Source organism: Klebsiella sp. LY, from assembly GCF_004010915.1.
GTDB classification, from domain to species: Bacteria; Pseudomonadota; Gammaproteobacteria; order Enterobacterales; family Enterobacteriaceae; genus Klebsiella; species Klebsiella quasipneumoniae.
Window position 1 is genome coordinate 4,751,201 of sequence record NZ_CP022444.1, and the last position, 19,362, is coordinate 4,770,562.

General features: G+C 59.6%; 17 protein-coding genes and 1 other annotated feature. Of the genes, 7 read left to right on the plus strand and 10 right to left on the minus strand.

What is annotated here, in order from left to right:
• Window positions 1-138: 138 nt before the first annotated feature.
• Window positions 139-1,086: a quinone oxidoreductase family protein gene (locus CE636_RS26355; RefSeq protein WP_017898671.1), complete on the minus strand. Its 948-nt coding sequence runs from the start codon at window positions 1,084-1,086 to the stop codon at window positions 139-141.
• 74 nt (window positions 1,087-1,160) lie between these two features.
• Here CE636_RS26355 and CE636_RS26360 point away from each other — a divergent pair, with 74 nt between their 5' ends.
• Window positions 1,161-1,643, plus strand: a complete 483-nt coding sequence (locus CE636_RS26360) for a MarR family winged helix-turn-helix transcriptional regulator (RefSeq protein ID WP_017898672.1) — start codon at window positions 1,161-1,163, stop codon at window positions 1,641-1,643.
• A 3-nt stretch (window positions 1,644-1,646) separates the two neighbouring features.
• Here CE636_RS26360 and trpA read toward each other — a convergent pair whose 3' ends face one another.
• From trpA to CE636_RS26385, 5 genes are read right to left on the minus strand one after another with little or no spacing between them, the layout of a single operon-like run.
• Window positions 1,647-2,456: a tryptophan synthase subunit alpha gene (gene trpA / locus CE636_RS26365; protein ID WP_004203859.1), complete on the minus strand. Its 810-nt coding sequence runs from the start codon at window positions 2,454-2,456 to the stop codon at window positions 1,647-1,649.
• Entirely contained in the window at window positions 2,456-3,649 is a 1,194-nt protein-coding gene (gene trpB, locus CE636_RS26370; RefSeq protein WP_004203860.1) for a tryptophan synthase subunit beta, read from the minus strand. Before trpB ends, trpA begins: the two co-directional genes overlap by 1 nt.
• Before the next feature lie 9 nt (window positions 3,650-3,658).
• Window positions 3,659-5,017: a bifunctional indole-3-glycerol-phosphate synthase TrpC/phosphoribosylanthranilate isomerase TrpF gene (gene trpCF, locus CE636_RS26375; RefSeq protein WP_004203862.1), complete on the minus strand. Its 1,359-nt coding sequence runs from the start codon at window positions 5,015-5,017 to the stop codon at window positions 3,659-3,661.
• Window positions 5,018-5,020: 3 nt separating this feature from the next.
• Window positions 5,021-6,616 (minus strand): bifunctional anthranilate synthase glutamate amidotransferase component TrpG/anthranilate phosphoribosyltransferase TrpD, encoded by a 1,596-nt coding sequence (gene trpD / locus CE636_RS26380; RefSeq protein ID WP_004148109.1) that lies wholly within the window; start codon window positions 6,614-6,616, stop codon window positions 5,021-5,023.
• Window positions 6,616-8,178 (minus strand): anthranilate synthase component 1, encoded by a 1,563-nt coding sequence (locus CE636_RS26385; protein ID WP_017898673.1) that lies wholly within the window; start codon window positions 8,176-8,178, stop codon window positions 6,616-6,618. The genes trpD and CE636_RS26385 overlap by 1 nt, the downstream gene beginning before the upstream one ends.
• Window positions 8,179-8,211: 33 nt before the next feature.
• Window positions 8,212-8,307 (minus strand) — a sequence feature (Trp leader region).
• 159 nt (window positions 8,308-8,466) lie between these two features.
• On the opposite strand from CE636_RS26385, the gene rnm reads away from it, so the two are divergent.
• Window positions 8,467-9,330 (plus strand): RNase RNM, encoded by an 864-nt coding sequence (gene rnm, locus CE636_RS26390; RefSeq protein WP_004203866.1) that lies wholly within the window; start codon window positions 8,467-8,469, stop codon window positions 9,328-9,330.
• A 16-nt stretch (window positions 9,331-9,346) separates the two neighbouring features.
• The gene (locus CE636_RS26395; RefSeq protein ID WP_002901738.1) at window positions 9,347-9,967 is read left to right on the plus strand and encodes an L-threonylcarbamoyladenylate synthase; all 621 of its coding nucleotides are present in this window, start codon (window positions 9,347-9,349) and stop codon (window positions 9,965-9,967) included.
• Window positions 9,968-9,988: 21 nt separating this feature from the next.
• Here CE636_RS26395 and CE636_RS26400 read toward each other — a convergent pair whose 3' ends face one another.
• The gene (locus CE636_RS26400) at window positions 9,989-10,897 is read right to left on the minus strand and encodes a DMT family transporter (RefSeq protein ID WP_004203867.1); all 909 of its coding nucleotides are present in this window, start codon (window positions 10,895-10,897) and stop codon (window positions 9,989-9,991) included.
• 111 nt (window positions 10,898-11,008) lie between these two features.
• Between CE636_RS26400 and gcvA the strand changes: the two genes are divergently transcribed.
• Together gcvA and rluB are read left to right on the plus strand one after the other, a co-directional pair.
• Window positions 11,009-11,905, plus strand: a complete 897-nt coding sequence (gene gcvA / locus CE636_RS26405; protein WP_017898674.1) for a transcriptional regulator GcvA — start codon at window positions 11,009-11,011, stop codon at window positions 11,903-11,905.
• A gap of 287 nt (window positions 11,906-12,192) precedes the next feature.
• On the plus strand, window positions 12,193-13,095 hold the full coding sequence (gene rluB, locus CE636_RS26410; protein WP_004203870.1) for a 23S rRNA pseudouridine(2605) synthase RluB: 903 nt from the start codon (window positions 12,193-12,195) through the stop codon (window positions 13,093-13,095).
• Between the two features lie 60 nt (window positions 13,096-13,155).
• On the opposite strand, the gene cobO is transcribed toward rluB, so the two are convergent.
• Window positions 13,156-13,746 carry a cob(I)yrinic acid a,c-diamide adenosyltransferase gene (gene cobO, locus CE636_RS26415; protein WP_004203871.1) on the minus strand — a complete coding sequence of 197 codons (591 nt, stop codon included), beginning with the start codon at window positions 13,744-13,746 and terminating at the stop codon, window positions 13,156-13,158.
• Window positions 13,743-14,504, minus strand: a complete 762-nt coding sequence (locus CE636_RS26420) for a YciK family oxidoreductase (RefSeq protein WP_004203872.1) — start codon at window positions 14,502-14,504, stop codon at window positions 13,743-13,745. The genes cobO and CE636_RS26420 overlap by 4 nt, the downstream gene beginning before the upstream one ends.
• A 254-nt stretch (window positions 14,505-14,758) precedes the next feature.
• On the opposite strand from CE636_RS26420, the gene sohB reads away from it, so the two are divergent.
• Window positions 14,759-15,805: a protease SohB gene (gene sohB / locus CE636_RS26430; RefSeq protein ID WP_017898676.1), complete on the plus strand. Its 1,047-nt coding sequence runs from the start codon at window positions 14,759-14,761 to the stop codon at window positions 15,803-15,805.
• A 62-nt stretch (window positions 15,806-15,867) separates the two neighbouring features.
• Here the strand turns inward: sohB and CE636_RS26435 are convergent, their stop codons facing one another.
• The gene (locus tag CE636_RS26435; protein ID WP_002901761.1) at window positions 15,868-16,119 is read right to left on the minus strand and encodes a YciN family protein; all 252 of its coding nucleotides are present in this window, start codon (window positions 16,117-16,119) and stop codon (window positions 15,868-15,870) included.
• A 406-nt stretch (window positions 16,120-16,525) separates the two neighbouring features.
• Between CE636_RS26435 and topA the strand changes: the two genes are divergently transcribed.
• Window positions 16,526-19,123: a type I DNA topoisomerase gene (topA, locus tag CE636_RS26440; protein WP_004203874.1), complete on the plus strand. Its 2,598-nt coding sequence runs from the start codon at window positions 16,526-16,528 to the stop codon at window positions 19,121-19,123.
• Window positions 19,124-19,362 lie beyond the last annotated feature (239 nt).

The following is a 19,362-nucleotide window of genomic DNA, read 5'->3' on the forward strand; positions in this document are numbered from 1 at the left end:
GTGCGGGCAAAAATACTGGAAGCAATGTGAGCAATGTCGTACTGAATACCTGAGTTATTTACTCAACTATTCAGTGATGAGAAAGATAATATTTCTCATTTAAGATATCAACCCCATCTTTTGTGCGGAAGCGATTTTTTATCCGAGGGTGAAAACCGTACGCTTCTGGCTGTCGTCCTGCGGCCAGGCCGCCGCGATCTCCTGCAGTGGCCGCGGGGTGGTGGCGATGGTCAATTTCCCCGGCACCGCCGCCTGCAGCATTTCGCCGGTCGCCGCCAGCAGCTGCGGCATCGTCAGGCTACCGATCCCGCTGCCCATCAGCAGGAGCGGGGCGGAACGCAGAACCGCGCCATTTAACGCGATATCGGCCCCAGCCAGGGACCCCACTTGCACATAGCGCACCGGCCTGCCGGCCGGGGTATATTTGGCCAGGGCCGGCAATAATAATTCCGCGCTGTGTCCCCACAGATAATCGATGACCACATCGATCTGCGCGGCGCTGACCGCTGAAAACTGTGCAGTTAACGTCTTATCATCCGCAGTTAACTGAATACATTCATCGGCGCCGATCGCCGCCAGCGACTGCGCATTGCGTCCGGTCGCAATGATTTTTTTTGCGCCCAGGTAGCGGGCAATCTGCACCGCCAGCCGACCGGCGCTGCCGGTGGCGCCGTTAATCAGCACCGTTTCGCCGGCCTGAAGCTGGGCGCGAGTCACCAGAGACGCCCACGCGGACATGCCGGGGTTGGCCATCGCCGCCGCCGGGATATCATCGAGCTCATCCGGCAGCGGCAGGCAATTCTGCAGGGCGACCGGCGCCCGCTGCGCCATACTGCCGAAGGGGGCAGTGGGGAAGGCGAAGTAGACGCGCTGGCCCTGGGATGTAGTGCCGACACCATCGATACCGGGTACAAAAGGCAGATTGCCGTCGAAGCTGTAATGGCGTCCTGATGCCCGGGCCTTGACCACATGGCTCATCGCGGCGGCGCGGACGTCAATAAGCGTCTGGCCGGGCGCGGGCTGCGGCTCGATGAAATCGGCCCAAACCGGGCCTTCTGCGAGATCAAAAACCACGCCTGCTTTCATAAATTATCTCCTGTCGGGAATTATGTGTAAAATACACATATTGTTTTGCAGCACTATACGCGGAAAATTAATACATGCAAGATGCACATAATGGCTACGACATTACCGACTTTCACGGCGCGCTGCTGGATATCATCAGCGTGATGAACCAGCCGGTGCGCGACGAGCAGATCCTCCAGGCAGCTGGCGTCAAGCTGGAACAGATGCTGTTTCCGCTGCTGGTGGCGGTAGGGCGCTATGGCCCGGTGGGGGTGGTTGAGCTGGCGGATCATTTAGGGCGCGATTACACCACCGTCAGTCGTCAGGTGAAGAAACTGGAAGCCCAGGGGCTTGCCGGTAAGCAACCGAACCGTCATGACCGACGGATCAGCGAAGTGACGCTTAGCGCCAGGGGACAACAGATGATCGACAGGATCGCCGTCGCGCGGCGGCGGTTAATGAATCAGGTGCTGGCGCAGTGGCCGGAAGATGAAGTGCAGGCGCTGTTTCGCTTAACGCGCAAATACGCCGACAGTTTGCAGAAATCATCGCCGCCTGGCGCGATGCCAGGCGGCTGACGGTCAGGCGGTTTTGGTCGCCGCCTTCAGGCTCTGGACGAAGGCTTTCAGCTCGTCGAGCATGGTTTGCGGCTCATCAAGATGACGTTCGATGATTTTGACGATGGCGGAACCGGAGATCGCCCCGGCGGCCCCGGCGTCAATGGCGGCGCTCACCTGCTCCGGCGCGGAGATGCCAAAGCCCTGCAGCGGCGGCGCAGCGTGATATTCCGCCAGCTTCTCCACCAGATGGTGCAGCGGCAGCGCAGCGCGATTTTCCGCACCCGTCACCCCGGCGCGCGACAGCAGATAGGTGTAGCCGCGACCATAAGAGGCAATCTGGCGCAGTAAATCGTCATCCGCATTGGGCGGGCAAATGAAAATTGGCGCGATGTTATGGCGCATCGCCGCCTGGCGGAACGGGGCGGACTCTTCCACCGGCACGTCGGCTACCAGCACCGAGTCGACGCCGACGCGGGCGCACTGGGCATAGAACTCATCGATACCCGGGCTGAAGACGAGGTTCGCGTACATCAGCAGGCCGATTGGGATCGTTGGATGCTTCTGGCGGATCGCCGCCAGCATCTCAAAGCACTGCGCCGGGGTTACCCCCGCGGCGAAGGCGCGCAGGGCCGCGCCCTGGATGGTCGGGCCGTCCGCCAGCGGGTCGGAGAAGGGGATCCCCAGCTCAAGGGCATCGGCGCCGCCTTCGATCAGCGCATCGATAATTTTCAGCGACTGCTCCGGTCCCGGATCGCCAAGGGTGACAAAGGGGACGAAAGCGCCTTCCTGGCGGTTTTTCAGTTGGGCAAACAGCGTCTCATAGCGTTCCATCAGATTTCCCCTCGCGCTTTCAGGATGTCGTGTACGGTGAAAATGTCTTTATCGCCGCGGCCGGAGAGGTTAACCACCAGCAGCTGCTCTTTTTCCGGGTTCTCGCGCATCATTTTCAGCGCATGGGCCAGAGCGTGAGAGGACTCCAGCGCCGGGATGATCCCTTCGTGGCGGGAGAGCGCTTTAAACGCCTCCAGCGCTTCGTCATCGGTGATCGACACATAGTCGGCGCGCCCGGTGCTGTTCAGAAACGCGTGCTGCGGCCCAACGGACGGGAAGTCCAGCCCGGCGGAAATGGAGTAAGATTCCTCGATCTGGCCGTCGGCGGTTTGCATCATCGGCGACTTCATCCCGAAGTAGATCCCCACACGACCATGCTTCAGCGGCGCGCCGTGCTCTCCGCTTTCGATACCGTGCCCGGCAGGCTCCACGCCGATCAGGCCGACGCGGGTTTCCTCGATAAAATCAGCGAACATGCCGATGGCGTTTGACCCGCCGCCGACGCAGGCGATCACCGCGTCCGGCAGACGGCCCTCTTTTTCGAGGATCTGCGCTTTGGTCTCTTCGCCGATCATGCGCTGGAATTCACGCACGATGGTCGGGAACGGGTGCGGACCGGCGGCGGTGCCCAGCATATAGTGCGCCTTCTCGTAGCTACCGGACCAGTCGCGCAGCGCCTCGTTACAGGCATCTTTAAGCGTGGCGGAGCCGCTGTGCACCGGGATCACCTCGGCGCCCATCAGGCGCATACGGAAGACGTTCGGCGACTGGCGCTCGACGTCCTTGGCGCCCATGTAGATACGGCATTTCAGACCGAGCAGGGCGCTGGCCAGCGCTGAGGCGACGCCGTGCTGACCGGCGCCGGTCTCGGCGATAATTTCGGTTTTGCCCATCCGTTTGGCCAGCAGAGCCTGGCCCAGCACCTGGTTGGTTTTGTGCGCGCCGCCGTGCAGCAGATCTTCGCGTTTCAGGTACAGGGTAGTGCGGGTCCCTTCGGTCAGGTTCCGGCATTTGGTCAGCGCCGTCGGACGACCGGCGTAGTTTTTCAGCAGGTCGGTGAATTCCGCCTGAAAGGCCGGGTCCTTCTGCGCGCTGACAAAGGCCTCTTCCAGCTGGCGCAGGGCGGGCATCAGGATCTGCGGCACATACATGCCGCCGAATTCGCCGAAGTAGGGGTTCAGTAAAGTGCTCATTATTGCTCCTTAATATGCGCGCAGCGTCTGGAATACGGAGGCCAGCTTGCTGGCGTCTTTAATCCCGGGTTGCGACTCTACGCCTGAATTGAAATCGAGTCCGGCACAGCCGCTTTTGGCCGCTTCCACACAGTTATCGGCGCCGAGGCCGCCAGCCAGCATGACGTTGCGCAGGTCCTGGCCCTGCAGCAGGCTCCAGTCAAAACGCTGGCCGCTGCCGCCCTGGCCGTTGTCGAGCAGATACTTATCGACATGGCGGAGTGTACGGGACGGCAAGGTTTCGCCAACGCTCAGCGCTTTCCAGATGCGGACGCTATCCGCGAGGGCGTCGCGCAGCGCGTCGATATAGGCCTGGTCTTCATCACCGTGCAGCTGTACGGCGGCCAGCTCCAGGGCCTGGGCGCGGGCGACCACCTCATCCAGCGGCGCATTGCGGAAGACGCCGACGTACTGCAGCGGCGCGGCGGCGATCACCGCTTTGGCCTGGGCGTCATTTACCGCCCGCGGCGAGGTCGGGACGAAGATCAGCCCACCGTAGATGGCGCCAGACTCCCAGGCCACCTGCGCATCCTGCGGGCGCGTCAGGCCGCACACTTTGTTCTCGCCGAGCAGCACGCGCTTGACCGCCGCTTCCAGATCCGCCTGCTCCATCAGGGCGGAGCCGATCAGGAAGCCGTTGGCGAAGTGGCTCAGCTCACGCACTTCGGCATAGGTATGGATGCCGGATTCGCTGATCACCGTGACATCCGGGCCGAGACGCGCCGCCAGCTGACGGGTGCGGTTGAGGTCAATCGACATATCGCGCAGGTCGCGGTTGTTGATGCCCACCACCTTCGCCTTCAGGGCGATGGCGCGCTCCAGCTCCTCATCATTGCTGACTTCGGTGAGCACGCCCATATTCAGGCTGTGAGCCACCGCCGAGAGCTGACGATACTGTTCATCGTCGAGCACCGACAGCATCAGCAGGCAGGCGTCGGCCTGATAGTAGCGCGCCAGGTAGATCTGGTAAGGGTCGATGGTGAAGTCCTTACACAGGATCGGCTGCGGCGCGACCTTGCTGACGATCGGCAGAAAATCGAAGCTGCCCTGGAAATATTTCTCATCACACAGCACCGAGATCGCCGAGGCGTAGTGTTTGTAGATGCTGGCGATCGCCGCCGGATCGAAATCTTCGCGAATCAACCCCTTCGACGGCGAAGCCTTTTTGCACTCGAGAATAAACGCGGTGCGGGTGCCGGCCAGCGCGTCATAGAAATTGCGCTGCGTCGGGACGACCTCATTCTGAAAACTGGCTAACGGTTGTTGTTGTTTGCGGGCTTCCACCCAAATCGCTTTGTCGGCAACGATTTTTGCTAAAACGGTCTGCATTCTTTACCCTCTTGCCGCTAAGGCGGTCACTCTGTCATAGGCCGCGCCGCTGTGCAGCACATCCAGTACCTGCTGAGCGTTAGCTTTCAGATCTTCATGCCCGTGTAAACGCATCAACATGGCGACGTTGGCGGCGACGGCGGCTTCGTGAGCGGCTTCACCTTTACCTTGTAGCAAGCGCGTCAGAATGTCACGGTTTTCTTCCGGCGTGCCGCCCGCCAGCTGCGCCTGATGGTAAGGCGTCAGGCCGAAATCGTCGGCGGTCAGCTGATAGCTTTTAATTTCCCCGTTATGCAGCTCGGCGACCACCGTGGGCGCATGCAGCGAGACTTCATCCATCCCGCCGCTGTGCACCACGGCAGCGCGCTGATAACCGAGTACGCGCAAGGTTTCCGCAATCGGCAACACCAGTTCCGGGCTGTAGACGCCAATCAGCGCCAGCGGCGGATGCGCCGGGTTGATCAGCGGGCCCAGCACGTTAAACAGAGTACGGGTCTTCAGCTGCTGACGGACCGGCATCGCGTGGCGGAAACCGGTGTGGTACTTCGGCGCGAACAGGAAGCAGACGCCCAGCTCATCGAGCGCCGCGCGGGATTTATCGGCGTTCATATCGAGATTAATGCCGAAGGCCGCCAGCAGGTCAGAAGAGCCTGATTTACTGGAAACGCTGCGGTTGCCGTGCTTCGCCACTTTCAATCCACAGGCAGCGGCGACAAACGCGCTGGCGGTGGAGATATTAATGCTGTTGCTGCCGTCGCCACCGGTGCCGACGATGTCGGCAAACAGGTAGTCCGGGCGCGGGAACGGCGCGGCGTTTTCCAGCAGCGCGGTGGCGGCGCCGGCAATTTCCTGCGGCTGCTCGCCGCGCACTTTCATACTGACCAGCGCGGCGGCCAGCTGTTCAGGCTTCACTTCGCCGCGCACGACGGCGGAGAACAGCTGGTGGCTCTCCTGCTGGCTCAGGGTTTCCGCCTGGTACAGCTTCTCAAGGATCGGCTGGAGGGTGTTGGTATGCTCCAGCTTCTGCAGCGCCCAGGCCAGGGTCTGCTCCAGCAGTCGCGCGCCCTGGGTGGTGAGGATCGATTCCGGGTGGAACTGGAAGCCGCACACCCGATCCGCATCGTGACGCACCGCCATCACCATGCCATTGAAATTGGCGTTAATCGTCAGCCCGGCGGGAATATTGCTGCCGACCAGCGAGTGGTAGCGCGCCACCGGCAGCGGGTTAGCCAGACCGGCAAACATCGCCTGGCCGTCGTGCTCAATGCTGGAGGCTTTGCCGTGAAGGATCTCGCCCGCCTGGCCGACATAGCCGCCGTAGGCTTCGACAATGGCCTGGTGGCCGAGGCAGATGCCGATGATCGGCAGCTTGCCCCGCATGCGGGTCAGCAATTCCGGCATGCAGCCGGCTTCGCTTGGCGTACCCGGGCCAGGGGAGAGCATCAGCACCGGATTGTCCATGGTGCCCAGACGCTCAATCAGCGCCTGCGCCGGAACGGAGTTACGGTAAATCACCACGTTATGGCCGTTGGCGCGCAGCTGGTCTGCCAGGTTATAGGTGAAAGAATCGATATTATCGAGCAGCAGAATGTCAGCCATCAGAAAATCTCCTTCGCGTGATGGGCCTGGGCAATGGCGCGCAGCACCGCGCGGGCTTTATTTCGGGTCTCATCCGCTTCCGACTGGGGAACCGAGTCGAGCACAATGCCGGCTCCGGCCTGGACGGTAGCGATACCCTCCTGCACGTAGGCGGAACGGATGACGATGCAGGTGTCGAGGTCGCCGTGGGCAGTGAAATAGCCCACCGCGCCGCCGTAGCTGCCGCGTCGTTTACCTTCGGCGGCGGCAATCAGCTGCATGGCGCGAACCTTCGGCGCGCCGCTGAGAGTGCCCATGTTCATGCAGGCGCGGTAAGCGTGCAGCACATCGAGATCCTGACGCAGTTCACCCACCACCCGGGAGACCAGATGCATCACGAAGGAGTAACGGTCAACCTTGGTTAAATCGGCGACATAGCGGCTGCCCGGGGAACAGATGCGGGCCAGATCGTTGCGCGCCAGGTCCACCAGCATCAGGTGCTCGGAAAGCTCTTTGTGATCGGTACGCATTTCCAGTTCGATACGGCTGTCGAGATCGCGATCCAGCGAGCCGTCGGCGCGGCGGCCGCGCGGCCGGGTGCCGGCGATGGGGTAGATCTCAATCTGACGGCTGACGGCATCGTACTTCAGCGAGCTTTCCGGCGAGGCGCCGAACAGGGTGAAATCGTTGTCCTGCATAAAGAACATATACGGGCTGGGGTTGCTCTTCTTCAGCACATCATACGCGGCCAGCGGCGACGGGCAGGGCAGCGAGAAGCGGCGGGAAGGGACCACCTGGAAGATTTCCCCAGCGCGGATCGCGCGCTGCATTTTGCGCACCACCGCGCCGTACTCTTCATCGCTCTGGTCAACGTCGCAGCGCATTTCGGCCACGGTAGTGACCGGCAGCGGCAGCGGTGGCTCGTTCAGCTGCTGGCGCAGCTGGCTCAGGCGCTGCTCCAGGCGCTGTTTTTCACTCTCCAGCGGCGTGAACAGGCTCGCCTGGATGCGGGTATGCTTGGTCTGATGGTCGATGACCAGCAGGGTCTCCGCCAGATAGAAGCAGTAGTCCGGGCAGGCGGTGTCGCTCTGCAGGGGCGGCAGATCTTCAAAGCCGGCCACCAGGTCATAGGCGAACAGGCCGCCGAAGAACATCGCTTCACGCTCGTTGGCAGGGACGGTCACCAGCTCCTGCAGGAGACGGAAGGCGTCAAACACTGACAGCGAGCAGAGGCGGGCGTCTTCATCGAGCAGGGAACTGACTGCCGGGAAGGTCAGGATCCGGCCGTTGGGCTGGCGCTGATTGGCGATCCCGGAGGGCAGCGCGCCGTCCAGCAGCTCCAGCAGCGCGGCGCCGTTGGCGGAGAGGGCCTGAATGGTGACAGTGTCACCAAGAGCGGTGATGCGCAGCGCGCTGTCCACCAGCAGCAGGCTTTTTAAGTCATCTTTGCTGTCGATGTCAGCCGATTCCAGCAGCAGCGTGGCCGGACGGGCGCCGCACAGTTGGTGGAATAACGCCGTCGGGTTCTCCCGGTAGATGGCGTCGCTGGTGAGAAGCTCGAGTGCCGGTTTGGATGTTTGCATTATTGTTCTCGCCTGTTCGTATTATTTTTGTCCAATAAAAAGCCCGCTCATTGGCGGGCCGGGTATCTGTATGCTGAATGCAAAACGCGATCACGCCGCCCGTTATCAGGAGGTGCGCCACCAGCTGTGCAGAGTGATAAAGTGCATTTTCATCGTGATACCCCTTCATGTGAACTTGCGTACTAGTTAACTAGTTCAATGGAATAAAGTCAACCCTTGTTTGCAGATTTTCTCTGCCTGTCGGTATGATAATGCGCTTATTTACGTTGATGTCCAGCAGGAGTCCTTTTGAGCGACAGCCAATACGCAGTGATTTACGATCTGCACAGCCATACCACCGCCTCTGACGGGCGGCTGACTCCGCAGGAACTGGTCCATCGCGCCCATGAAATGCGCGTAGGCACGCTGGCGATCACCGACCATGACAGCGTGGCGGCGATCCCCGCGGCCCGGGAGGAGATCGCCCGCGCCGGATTACCCTTGACCCTGGTGAACGGCGTCGAGATTTCCACCCTCTGGGAGAATCACGAGATTCATATTGTGGGTCTCAATATTGATATTGCGCACCCTGCGATGACCGCCCTGCTGGAGGAGCAGAAAGCGCGGCGCCAGCAGCGCGGCCAGATGATTGCCGAGCGTCTGGAGAAGGCGCGCATCCCCGGCGCCTGGGAAGGGGCGCTGCGGCTGGCGGACGGTGGCGCCGTCACCCGCGGCCATTTTGCCCGTTTTCTGGTGGAGGCCGGCCACGCGAAGAACATGGCGGAGGTCTTCAAAAAATACCTTGCCCGCGGGAAAACCGGTTACGTGCCGCCGCAGTGGTGTACAATAAAACAAGCAATTGATGTCATTCATCATTCTGGCGGTAAGGCGGTGATAGCCCATCCCGGGCGTTACGATCTTTCCGCCAAGTGGCTTAAGCGGCTGTTGGCCCACTTCAGCGAGCAGGGCGGTGATGCCATGGAAGTGGCCCAGTGCCAGCAGGCGCCCCATGAACGCGCCCAGCTGGCCGCCCTGGCCGTGCAGTTTGGTCTTCTGGCGTCGCAGGGTTCCGATTTCCATCAGCCCTGCGCGTGGATCGAACTTGGCCGTAAGCTCTGGCTCCCTGCCGGCGTGGAAGGCGTCTGGCACAGCTGGGAAGCGGCCACCGAATAAAAATTGAGAGGGAAGTATGAGCCAGTTTTTTTATATCCATCCGGATAACCCGCAGGCGCGGTTGATTAACCAGGCGGTGGAGATTGTGCGTAAGGGCGGGGTGATCGTATATCCTACCGACTCCGGCTACGCGCTGGGCTGCAAAATTGAAGACAAGGGCGCGATGGAGCGGATCTGCCGCATCCGTCAGCTGCCGGACGGCCACAACTTCACCCTGATGTGCCGCGACCTGTCCGAACTGTCAACCTACGCCTTTGTGGACAACGTGGCGTTTCGCCTGATGAAAAACAATACGCCGGGCAACTACACCTTTATCCTCAAAGGAACGAAAGAGGTACCGCGCCGGCTGCTGCAGGAGAAGCGTAAAACCATTGGTATGCGCGTCCCGTCCAACCCCATCGCTCAGGCGTTGCTTGAGACCTTAGGCGAACCGATGCTCTCTACCTCGCTGATGCTGCCCGGCAGCGACTTTACCGAATCCGACCCGGAAGAGATCAAAGATCGTCTGGAGAAAGTCGTGGACCTCATTATCCACGGCGGTTTCCTGGGGCAGCAGCCGACCACGGTTATCGACCTGACGGAAGATACCCCGGTGGTGCTGCGCGAAGGCGTGGGCGACGTGAGGCCGTTTCTCTGACACTACCTGCCGGGCGGTGCCTCATGCGCCGCCTGGTACCCTCTCTTTTCTCCCCGACGGCACGACCATCATCCACAGCGCCACGCAGACCAGCAGCGCGCCGAGAATTAACCCACTCTCCACAATCTCTCCAAGAAAAAGATAGCCCCACAGCACCGCAAAAGGCGGGATCAAAAAGGTCACGGACAGTGAACGCAGCGGTCCAATATCAGCGATCAGGCGGAAATAGAGGATATACCCTGCCGCCGTGCAGACGACACCCAGCATAAGCATTGCCATCCACGGCAGGCCCTGACCCCAGTCCACAGCCAGCCCATGCCCGCAGGACCAGAGAAAGAAGGGGCATAAAAACAGCGTGGCGCCGATTTGGCTGCCCAACGCGACGCGCTCCGCTTCGAGGCCGCCGCGCTGTTGGATCCAGCGGCGGGTCAGAAAGCCGGCCAGGCCATAGCAGGCGGTGGCGGTCAGACAGGCGCCGACGCCCGGCAGCAGCTGGGCGGCGCCGAGGCCGGTAGTCGGGCGCGCGATCACCGCCACGCCAATAGCGCCCAGCGCCGCGCCAGCGCCTTTGCGCAGGGTCAGCGGTTCCGCAAAGCAGAGTGCGCCAATCAGCACCCCCATCATCGGCGCCGTGGCGTTGAGCGTGGCGGAGTACCCTGCCGGTAGCCATTGCGCGGCAAGGCAGTACATCAGAAAAGGGAGGCCGGAATTGATGACCCCCAGCTTCAGAGTGGCGATGAATTTACCCTCATACCCGCCCCATTTTCCGCGCGCGCCGGCCAGCAACCCTAAAGCGACGGCGGCGAACAGCACGCGCAGAAAGGCGCTGTTTACCGCGCCGAAAGCCGGGGTGGTGATGCGCATAAACAGAAAGCTGGCACCCCAGAGGGCGGCAAGCAGCAGCAGGCGACCACAGTCGATAACACGCATGATTGACTCCTTGTGAACGGTAAGGAAGCTAACTGTAGAGCTCTCGTGCAATGGCCGACAAACGCGTTATGCTTACATGATTAAGTTTTTCTTAACTGAGGTTCCATAGCCATGAAACTCCCGCCGCTGAATGCGTTGCGCTGTTTTGAGGCGGCGGCGCGGCTGCTCAGCCTGAAGCTGGCCGCCAGTGAACTTTGCGTCACACCCAGCGCTGTCAGCCAGCAGATTGCCCGCCTGGAGGAGACGCTGAATGTCCCGCTATTTATCCGTAACCCCCGACGGTTACAGTTAACGGAGGTGGGGGAGATCTACCTCCGGGCCGTGCAGCCCGCGTTTCATCAGATAGCTGCCGCCACCCGGCGTCTGCAGGTGCCCCCGGGGCCGGAAAAAGTGACTGTCAGTTGTACCAGCGGCTTTGCTATTCAATGGCTGCTGCCGCGGCTGGCTGATTTTGAACGGCGCTATCCACAGATAGAGATCCTGATCGGCACCACCAACCGGCGAGTGGATTTGCTGAGCGAAGAGATCGATTTTGCCGTGCGGCATGGCGTCGGGGGCTGGCCGGAACTGCAGGCTTATCGTCTGCTGGATGACGATCTGATGCCGGTCTGTAGTCCGCAGCTGATTACTCCGCACCGGACCCTCGCCGATGCCAGCGATCTGCTAGAGTATCCGCTGCTGCACGATGAACATCGTGAGGACTGGGCGCTGTGGTGCGAGGCCGTGGGGCTGGAAGCGCACCGCGCGCGCCGTGGCCCGGTGTTCACTGATTGCAACGGCGTAACGGAGGCGGCATTAGCCGGTATGGGGATGGCTTTACTGCGACGTTCATTCATAGCCCCTGCGCTGACGCAGGGGCGGCTGGTGAATCCTCTGGCGCAGCCCATCGCCTGTCCGCTGGCCTATCATCTGGTTTACCACGAGACCGCGCTGCTGGCCCCTGCCAACCGCTGTTTTCGTGACTGGCTGCTCGCCCAGCGCTCTGCCGTCGCGCAAGAGCAGGCGTAGCGCAGGGAGGCGCTCTCTGTCCGACTAAGACCAACACAGGTGAGGGTAGACAGGAGAATAAGGAAAATCTGTTCCATACTAAAGGCGCGGTGTGGCGAACAGAAGCTTTCCCGGCGAAGTTAGTGTAGTATGTTCGGCCACGAATACGGGCTCGCGGCGAATGTTTTGCGCATGCCGGCGAGACTTTACGTAAAAAGTATATACGTAACAATGAGTTGCTGATACAGGCCTCATTGTTTCATAAAGCATACCAGACGCCTGGGAAGGCGACACCTTAAGGAAGCTCAATGAGCGAGAAACTGCAAAAAGTGCTGGCCCGCGCCGGCCACGGCTCCCGCCGTGAAATTGAAGCGAAAATCGAAGCTGGCCGCGTCAGCGTCGACGGCAAAATCGCCACCCTCGGCGACCGTGTGGAAATCGTCCCCGGTTTAAAAATTCGTATCGATGGCCATCTGATCTCGGTGAAAGAGTCCGCCGAGCAGATCTGCCGCGTGCTGGCGTACTACAAGCCGGAAGGCGAACTGTGCACCCGTAACGATCCGGAAGGACGCCCGACGGTGTTCGATCGTCTGCCTAAACTGCGCGGCGCGCGCTGGATTGCCGTTGGTCGTCTGGACGTCAACACCTGTGGCCTGTTGCTGTTCACCACCGACGGTGAACTGGCAAACCGCCTGATGCACCCGAGCCGTGAAGTCGAGCGTGAGTACGCCGTTCGCGTTTTCGGCCAGGTAGATGAAGATAAGCTGCGTCAGCTGTCTCGCGGCGTGCAGTTAGAAGATGGTCCGGCGGCGTTTAAAACCATTAAATTCACCGGCGGTGAAGGGATTAACCAGTGGTACAACGTCACCCTGACCGAAGGGCGTAACCGCGAAGTGCGTCGTCTGTGGGAAGCGGTCGGCGTGCAGGTCAGCCGCCTGATCCGCGTGCGCTACGGCGATATCTTGCTGCCGAAAGGCCTGCCGCGCGGCGGCTATACCGAGCTGGACCTGGCGCAGACCAACTACCTGCGCGAACTGGTGGAGCTCACTCCGGAAACCAGCTCTAAGGTCGCCGTTGAAAAAGATCGTCGCCGGTTGAAAGCCAACCAGATCCGCCGAGCGGTGAAACGTCACAGCCAGACCAGCGCTAACCCGCGCCAGGGTAATAACAGCAACCGCCGTTCCAGTACCCGCAATAAGACCAACGGTTAATGTTGCGCGTTCCGGTGGTTTTGCGCCGGAACGCGGACTTCCTTTTGCCGTATCCGGTCCTCAGTAGTCAATCCCCATCTGCGCTTTAATGCCGGCATCAAAGGCATGTTTCACCGGGCGCAGCTCGCTGACGGTATCCGCCATTTCAATAATATCGCGATGACAGCCGCGGCCGGTGATGATCACCGACTGGTGGGCAGGACGCTCACGCAGAGCGCTCAGCACCGCCTCCAGCGGCAGGTAATCGTAGGCCACCATATAGGTCAGCTCGTCCAGCAGCACCAGATCGAGCTGGTCGTCGGCAAGCATACGGCGGGCATGTTCCCAAACCGCCAGACAGGCGGCGGTGTCGCTGTCGCGGTCCTGAGTGTTCCAGGTAAAGCCTGTCGCCATCACCTGAAATTCGACGCCGTGGGGCTCCAGTAGATTACGCTCGCCGTTAGGCCAGGTCCCCTTGATAAACTGGATCACGCCGACTTTTTTGCCGTGGCCGACGGCGCGGGTCGCGGTGCCAAAGGCGGCGGTAGTTTTTCCTTTGCCGTTGCCGGTAAAGACCATCACAATGCCGCGCTCGTCCTGGGCCGCCGCCACCCGGGCATCCACTTTATCTTTCAGCCGCTGCTGGCGTTCGCGGTAGCGTTCATCACTCATTGGGCAATTCCTGGTTTACGCCCCGGTTGGGCGTCGAAGGTCATTCCCGTCTTGCGACGACTGTCGTCGCCCATCAGCCACAGATAGACGGGCATAATGTCAGCGGGGGTTTTCAGTTTCAGCGGATCTTCCGTCGGGAACGCGCTGGCGCGCATGCCGGTGCGGGTGCCGCCGGGATTGATACAGTTCACCCGCAGGTGGCGGCTTTGGTACTCGTCGGCCAGCACCTGCATCATCCCTTCGGTGGCGAATTTGGAGACGGCATAGGCGCCCCAGTTGGCGCGACCCTGACGACCGACGCTGGATGAGGTAAAGACCAGCGAACCAGATTCGGAACGGAGTAATAAAGGAAGAAGCGCCTGGGTCAGCATAAAGGTGCCATTGACGTTTACCTGCATCACCTGCTGCCAGACCTCCGGTTTCTGTTCATCCATCGGGCAGATGTCGCCGAGCAAGCCAGCATTGTGCAGCACGCCGTCAAGGCGGGGATAGTGGATGCTGATCTGCTGCGCCAGCTGCTGGCAAGCCTGCGGCGTGCAGGTGAGCAGGTCGAGAGTAAACCAGCGGGGAGGAATACCGCCCTCACGCTCAATCTCCTCGGCGACGGCGCGCAGTTTGTCGTCGTTGCGACCCAGCAGGATAACGCTGGCGCTGTAGCGGGCGTAGGTCAGGGCCGCTTCACGACCAATTCCATCGCTGGCCCCGGTGACCAGAATGATGCGATCTTTCAGCAAGTGGCGTTGCGGTTGATAATGCACGGCGACTCCTTTGGCGATCGGCTCTCGATCGCGCTTCATCTTTGGTATCTCACTTTTGCGCTGTTATGCCTGAAAGCGCCCGCCATTGCAATCGGCGAAGCGGAAAGTATTCACAAAATTAATATCTTGCAACGATTTCAGCCTCGCCTAAAAAAACGGAATCCGCTGCGCAGAGGACACAAAGCACAAAGACTTCTCGCCAGGGGCTGATGTAAACTGTGAAGCAACGTCAGTGCTTTACACAAGGTGAAAACGTGGAATTACTTGCTCAATATGGCTTATTTTTAGCCAAGATCGCGACCGTTGTCGTCGCTATCGCGGTGACTGCCGCTATTATCGTCAACCTGGCCCAGCGCAAGAAACAGCGCGGCGAGCTGCGGGTAACGAATCTTAGCGAGCATTATAAAGAGATGAAGGAATCGCTGGCGGTGGCCCTGCTGGATGGCCCGCAGCAGAAGCAGTGGCATAAGTCGCAGAAGAAAAAGCAAAAACAAGAGGCGAAGGCGGCGAAAGCGCGGGCGAAGCTGGGTAATACCGAGCCGGAAGGCAAGCCGCGCGCCTGGGTGCTGGATTTCAAAGGCAGTATGGATGCTCATGAAGTCACCAGCCTGCGGGAAGAGATCACCGCGGTGCTGGCGGCGGCGAAAGCGCGCGATCAGGTGGTGATTCGTCTGGAAAGCCCCGGCGGGGTGGTGCACGGCTACGGGCTTGCAGCCTCGCAGCTACAGCGCTTGCGCGACAAACAGATCCCGCTGACGGTGGCGGTCGACAAAGTGGCGGCCAGCGGCGGCTATATGATGGCCTGCGTGGCGAACAAAATTGTCTCGGCGCCGTTTGCGATCCTCGGCTCTATTGGCGTGGTGGCGCAGATCCCAAACCTGCACCGTTTCCTGAAGAACAAAGATATTGATATCGAACTGCATACCGCCGGACAGTACAAACGAACGCTCACGATGCTGGGTGAAAACACTGAAGAAGGACGGCGCAAGTTTCGCGAAGACCTTAATGAGACGCACCATTTGTTCAAGGATTTCGTCCAGCGGATGCGCCCGGGCCTTGATATTGAGCAGGTGGCCACTGGCGAGCACTGGTACGGGGTACAGGCGCTGGAAAAAGGGCTGGTGGATGCGGTTGAAACCAGTGATGAGCTGCTGCTGGGACTCATGGAGAGCCACGAGGTGATCGGAGTGCGTTATCAACAGCGTAAGAAAATGCTCGACCGCTTCACCGGTAGCGCGGCGGAGAGCGCCGATCGACTGCTGCTGCGCTGGTGGCAGCGCGGACAGAAGCCGCTGATATAGATGATAAAACGCGAGGCTCTGCCTCGCGTTCTCATTTAGGGCGGTCTTAATCTCCGCCGGTCTTAATCGACCAGGTGATATTTGTCCGACAGCTCATGGGCGAGGTACTTAAACATATTAAATACCGCTGTACTCTTCGGCGTCGGCAGACCCTGCTCATCAAGATAAAACTCACCGCTAAACACCAGGACATTGTTGCGCTGAACGACGTCGGTAGCTTCGATACCGGCTAACGTATCCTCATGTTCGCGAATAAGTTTGTTGGCTTTTTCGAGCAGCGTCTGGCGATCGATTGGTTGGGTTGTACCTTGCATAACGGACTCCTCTTTTTCTCCACGCGTAGTTTACGCCGCGCGGCGGCGCGGGGCAAATTTTCCATGGACAAAACAGGGGTAATCGTAACCAGTGGAGAAACAGCCGTTTACTGGCGTGATTCGCTTTTGCATGCTAATAAAGTTGCGTAACGGATTTTATCAGGTACAGTGTGACGCTTTCGGCGATCTGGCAACAGATTTGCTTGACATTCGGCCAAAAATTCTTCGTGCTATGTCACCTGACGAAAAAAGGTCAGTAAACTCAAGCGCCTGGTTTTACGGAGATGAAACAGGTGTTCTGGGTTGATATTCACCGACGGTGCCGCAACATATGAGGCAGTCGCCAGTGGAGGGTGTATGAATGTGCGATGTATTCCTGGATGAATCAAATTAGGTAAAGGTGAATATGGGTAAAGCTCTCGTTATCGTTGAGTCCCCGGCAAAAGCCAAAACGATCAATAAGTATCTGGGTAATGACTACGTGGTGAAATCCAGCGTCGGTCATATCCGCGATTTGCCGACCAGTGGATCAGCTTCCAAAAAGAGCACCGACTCTACCGCCACCAAAGGGGCTAAAAAGCCTAAAAAGGACGAACGTGGTGCTCTGGTTAACCGCATGGGCGTGGACCCATGGCATGACTGGAATGCGCACTATGAAGTACTTCCGGGTAAAGAAAAGGTAGTTTCAGAACTCAAACAGTTGGCGGAAAAAGCTGACCACATCTATCTCGCAACCGACCTTGACCGCGAAGGGGAAGCCATTGCCTGGCACCTGCGGGAAGTTATCGGCGGCGATGAACAGCGTTACAGCCGCGTGGTGTTCAATGAGATCACCAAAAACGCCATTCGTCAGGCTTTCGAAAAGCCGGGCGAACTGAATATCGATCGGGTTAACGCCCAGCAGGCGCGTCGCTTTATGGACCGCGTGGTGGGTTATATGGTTTCGCCGCTGCTGTGGAAAAAAATCGCCCGTGGTCTTTCTGCCGGGCGCGTACAGTCCGTCGCGGTCCGCCTGGTGGTGGAGCGTGAGCGTGAAATCAAAGCATTCGTCCCGGAAGAGTACTGGGAAGTTGATGCCAGCACCACCACGCCGGGCGGCGACGCGCTGCCGCTGCAGGTGACCCATAAGGACGATAAGCCGTTCCGTCCGGTCAGCCGCGATGAGACCATGGCGGCGGTATCGCTACTGGAAAAAGCCAGCTACAGCGTACTGGAGCGGGAAGACAAGCCGACCAGCAGCAAGCCGGGCGCGCCGTTCATCACCTCCACCCTGCAGCAGGCGGCCAGCACCCGTCTCGGCTTCGGCGTGAAAAAGACCATGATGATGGCTCAGCGCCTCTATGAGGCGGGGCACATCACCTATATGCGTACCGACTCCACCAATCTGAGTCAGGATGCGCTGAACATGGTTCGCGGCTACATCAGCGACAAGTTTGGTAAAAAATATCTGCCGGAAAGCGCGAATCAGTACGCCAGCAAAGAAAACTCACAAGAAGCACACGAAGCGATTCGTCCGTCTGATGTGAACGTGCTGGCGGAAACGCTGAAAGATATGGAAGCGGATGCGCAGAAGCTGTATCAGCTGATCTGGCGCCAGTTTGTCGCCTGTCAGATGACGCCGGCGCAGTACGACTCCACGACGCTGACCGTGGCGGCGGGCGATTTCAAACTGAAAGCGCGCGGTCGTACCTTACGCTTTGACGGCTGGACCAAAGTGATGCCGGCCCTGCGCAAGGGCGATGAGGACCGGACTCTGCCGCTGGTCAAACAGGGCGACCAGCTGAGCCTGGTCGAGCTGACGCCTGCCCAGCACTTTACCAAACCGCCGGCTCGCTTCAGCGAAGCCTCGCTGGTTAAAGAGCTGGAAAAACGCGGTATCGGTCGTCCGTCCACCTATGCCTCGATTATCTCCACCATTCAGGATCGTGGTTACGTGCGAGTGGAAAACCGTCGTTTCTACGCGGAGAAAATGGGCGAGATCGTCACCGACCGACTGGAAGAGAACTTCCGCGATTTAATGAACTACGACTTCACCGCGCAGATGGAAGATCGTCTCGATCAGGTGGCTAACCACCAGGCCGAGTGGAAAGAGGTGCTGAACCACTTCTTTGGCGATTTTACCGCCCAGCTGGAGACGGCGGAGAAAGATCCGGAAGAGGGCGGCATGCAGCCGAACCCGATGGTGCTCACCAGTATCGACTGTCCGACCTGTGGCCGTAAAATGGGCATCCGTACCGCCAGCACCGGCGTGTTCCTCGGCTGTTCGGGCTATGCCCTGTCGCCGAAAGAGCGCTGCAAAACCACCATTAACCTGGTGCCGGAAAACGAAGTCCTCAACGTGCTGGAAGGCGATGACGCCGAAACTAACGCGCTGCGCGCCAAACGCCGCTGCCAGAAGTGCGGTACGGCGATGGACAGCTACCTTATCGATCCCAAGCGTAAACTGCACGTCTGCGGTAACAACCCGACCTGCGATGGCTATGAGATTGAAGAGGGCGAGTTCCGCATCAAGGGCTATGACGGTCCGGTAGTGGAGTGCGAGAAGTGCGGCTCCGAGATGCACCTGAAGATGGGGCGTTTTGGGAAGTACATGGCTTGTACCAACGACGAGTGTAAGAATACGCGTAAGATCCTGCGCAATGGCGAAGTGGCGCCGCCGAAGGAAGATCCGGTGCCGCTCCCGGAGCTGCCGTGCGAGAAGTCTGACGCCTATTTCGTGCTGCGTGACGGGGCCGCGGGCGTCTTCCTGGCGGCAAACACCTTCCCGAAATCACGGGAAACGCGTGCGCCGCTGGTGGAAGAGCTGTACCGCTTCCGCGACCGTCTGCCGGAAAAACTGCGTTATCTCGCCGATGCGCCGCAGCAGGATCCGGAAGGCAATAAAACGCTGGTGCGCTTTAGCCGTAAAACGAAGCAGCAGTATGTGGCGTCCGAAAAAGAGGGCAAAGCGACCGGCTGGTCAGCCTTCTTTATCGACGGCAAATGGACGGAAGCTAAAAAGTAACTGACCATTATCAGGCAGGAAAAGGGCGCTTTTCCTGCTCTGGCGGCCGGCAGGGGCCATGGATGCCTCTGCCGTGTCGTTTTCCTTTCTCTCCGCGCTTTCCGCCCCCTTATAACCACCTATATTATTTTTCGTTACCGGCTATACACTGTTGGTATAAATGATATAGTGGTTATAGTTAATGCCTTTTTTATTATTAAAACGTCTTATACATCATCGCTTTCAGGATGCGTTGCGGC

Bases quoted from the DNA above. Each gene is read 5' to 3' on its own strand.
- CE636_RS26400 (WP_004203867.1), bottom strand. From the start codon at position 10,897: ATGCGTGTTATCGACTGTGGTCGCCTGCTGCTGCTTGCCGCCCTCTGG.
- gcvA (WP_017898674.1), top strand. From the start codon at position 11,009: ATGAAACTCCCGCCGCTGAATGCGTTGCGCTGTTTTGAGGCGGCGGCG.
- CE636_RS26385 (WP_017898673.1), bottom strand. From the start codon at position 8,178: ATGCAAACATCCAAACCGGCACTCGAGCTTCTCACCAGCGACGCCATC.
- topA (WP_004203874.1), top strand. From the start codon at position 16,526: ATGGGTAAAGCTCTCGTTATCGTTGAGTCCCCGGCAAAAGCCAAAACG.
- CE636_RS26395 (WP_002901738.1), top strand. From the start codon at position 9,347: ATGAGCCAGTTTTTTTATATCCATCCGGATAACCCGCAGGCGCGGTTG.
- CE636_RS26360 (WP_017898672.1), top strand. From the start codon at position 1,161: ATGCAAGATGCACATAATGGCTACGACATTACCGACTTTCACGGCGCG.
- cobO (WP_004203871.1), bottom strand. From the start codon at position 13,746: ATGAGTGATGAACGCTACCGCGAACGCCAGCAGCGGCTGAAAGATAAA.
- trpCF (WP_004203862.1), bottom strand. From the start codon at position 5,017: ATGCAGACCGTTTTAGCAAAAATCGTTGCCGACAAAGCGATTTGGGTG.
- rluB (WP_004203870.1), top strand. From the start codon at position 12,193: ATGAGCGAGAAACTGCAAAAAGTGCTGGCCCGCGCCGGCCACGGCTCC.
- trpA (WP_004203859.1), bottom strand. From the start codon at position 2,456: ATGGAACGCTATGAGACGCTGTTTGCCCAACTGAAAAACCGCCAGGAA.
- trpD (WP_004148109.1), bottom strand. From the start codon at position 6,616: ATGGCTGACATTCTGCTGCTCGATAATATCGATTCTTTCACCTATAAC.
- CE636_RS26435 (WP_002901761.1), bottom strand. From the start codon at position 16,119: ATGCAAGGTACAACCCAACCAATCGATCGCCAGACGCTGCTCGAAAAA.
- trpB (WP_004203860.1), bottom strand. From the start codon at position 3,649: ATGAGCACTTTACTGAACCCCTACTTCGGCGAATTCGGCGGCATGTAT.
- CE636_RS26355 (WP_017898671.1), bottom strand. From the start codon at position 1,086: ATGAAAGCAGGCGTGGTTTTTGATCTCGCAGAAGGCCCGGTTTGGGCC.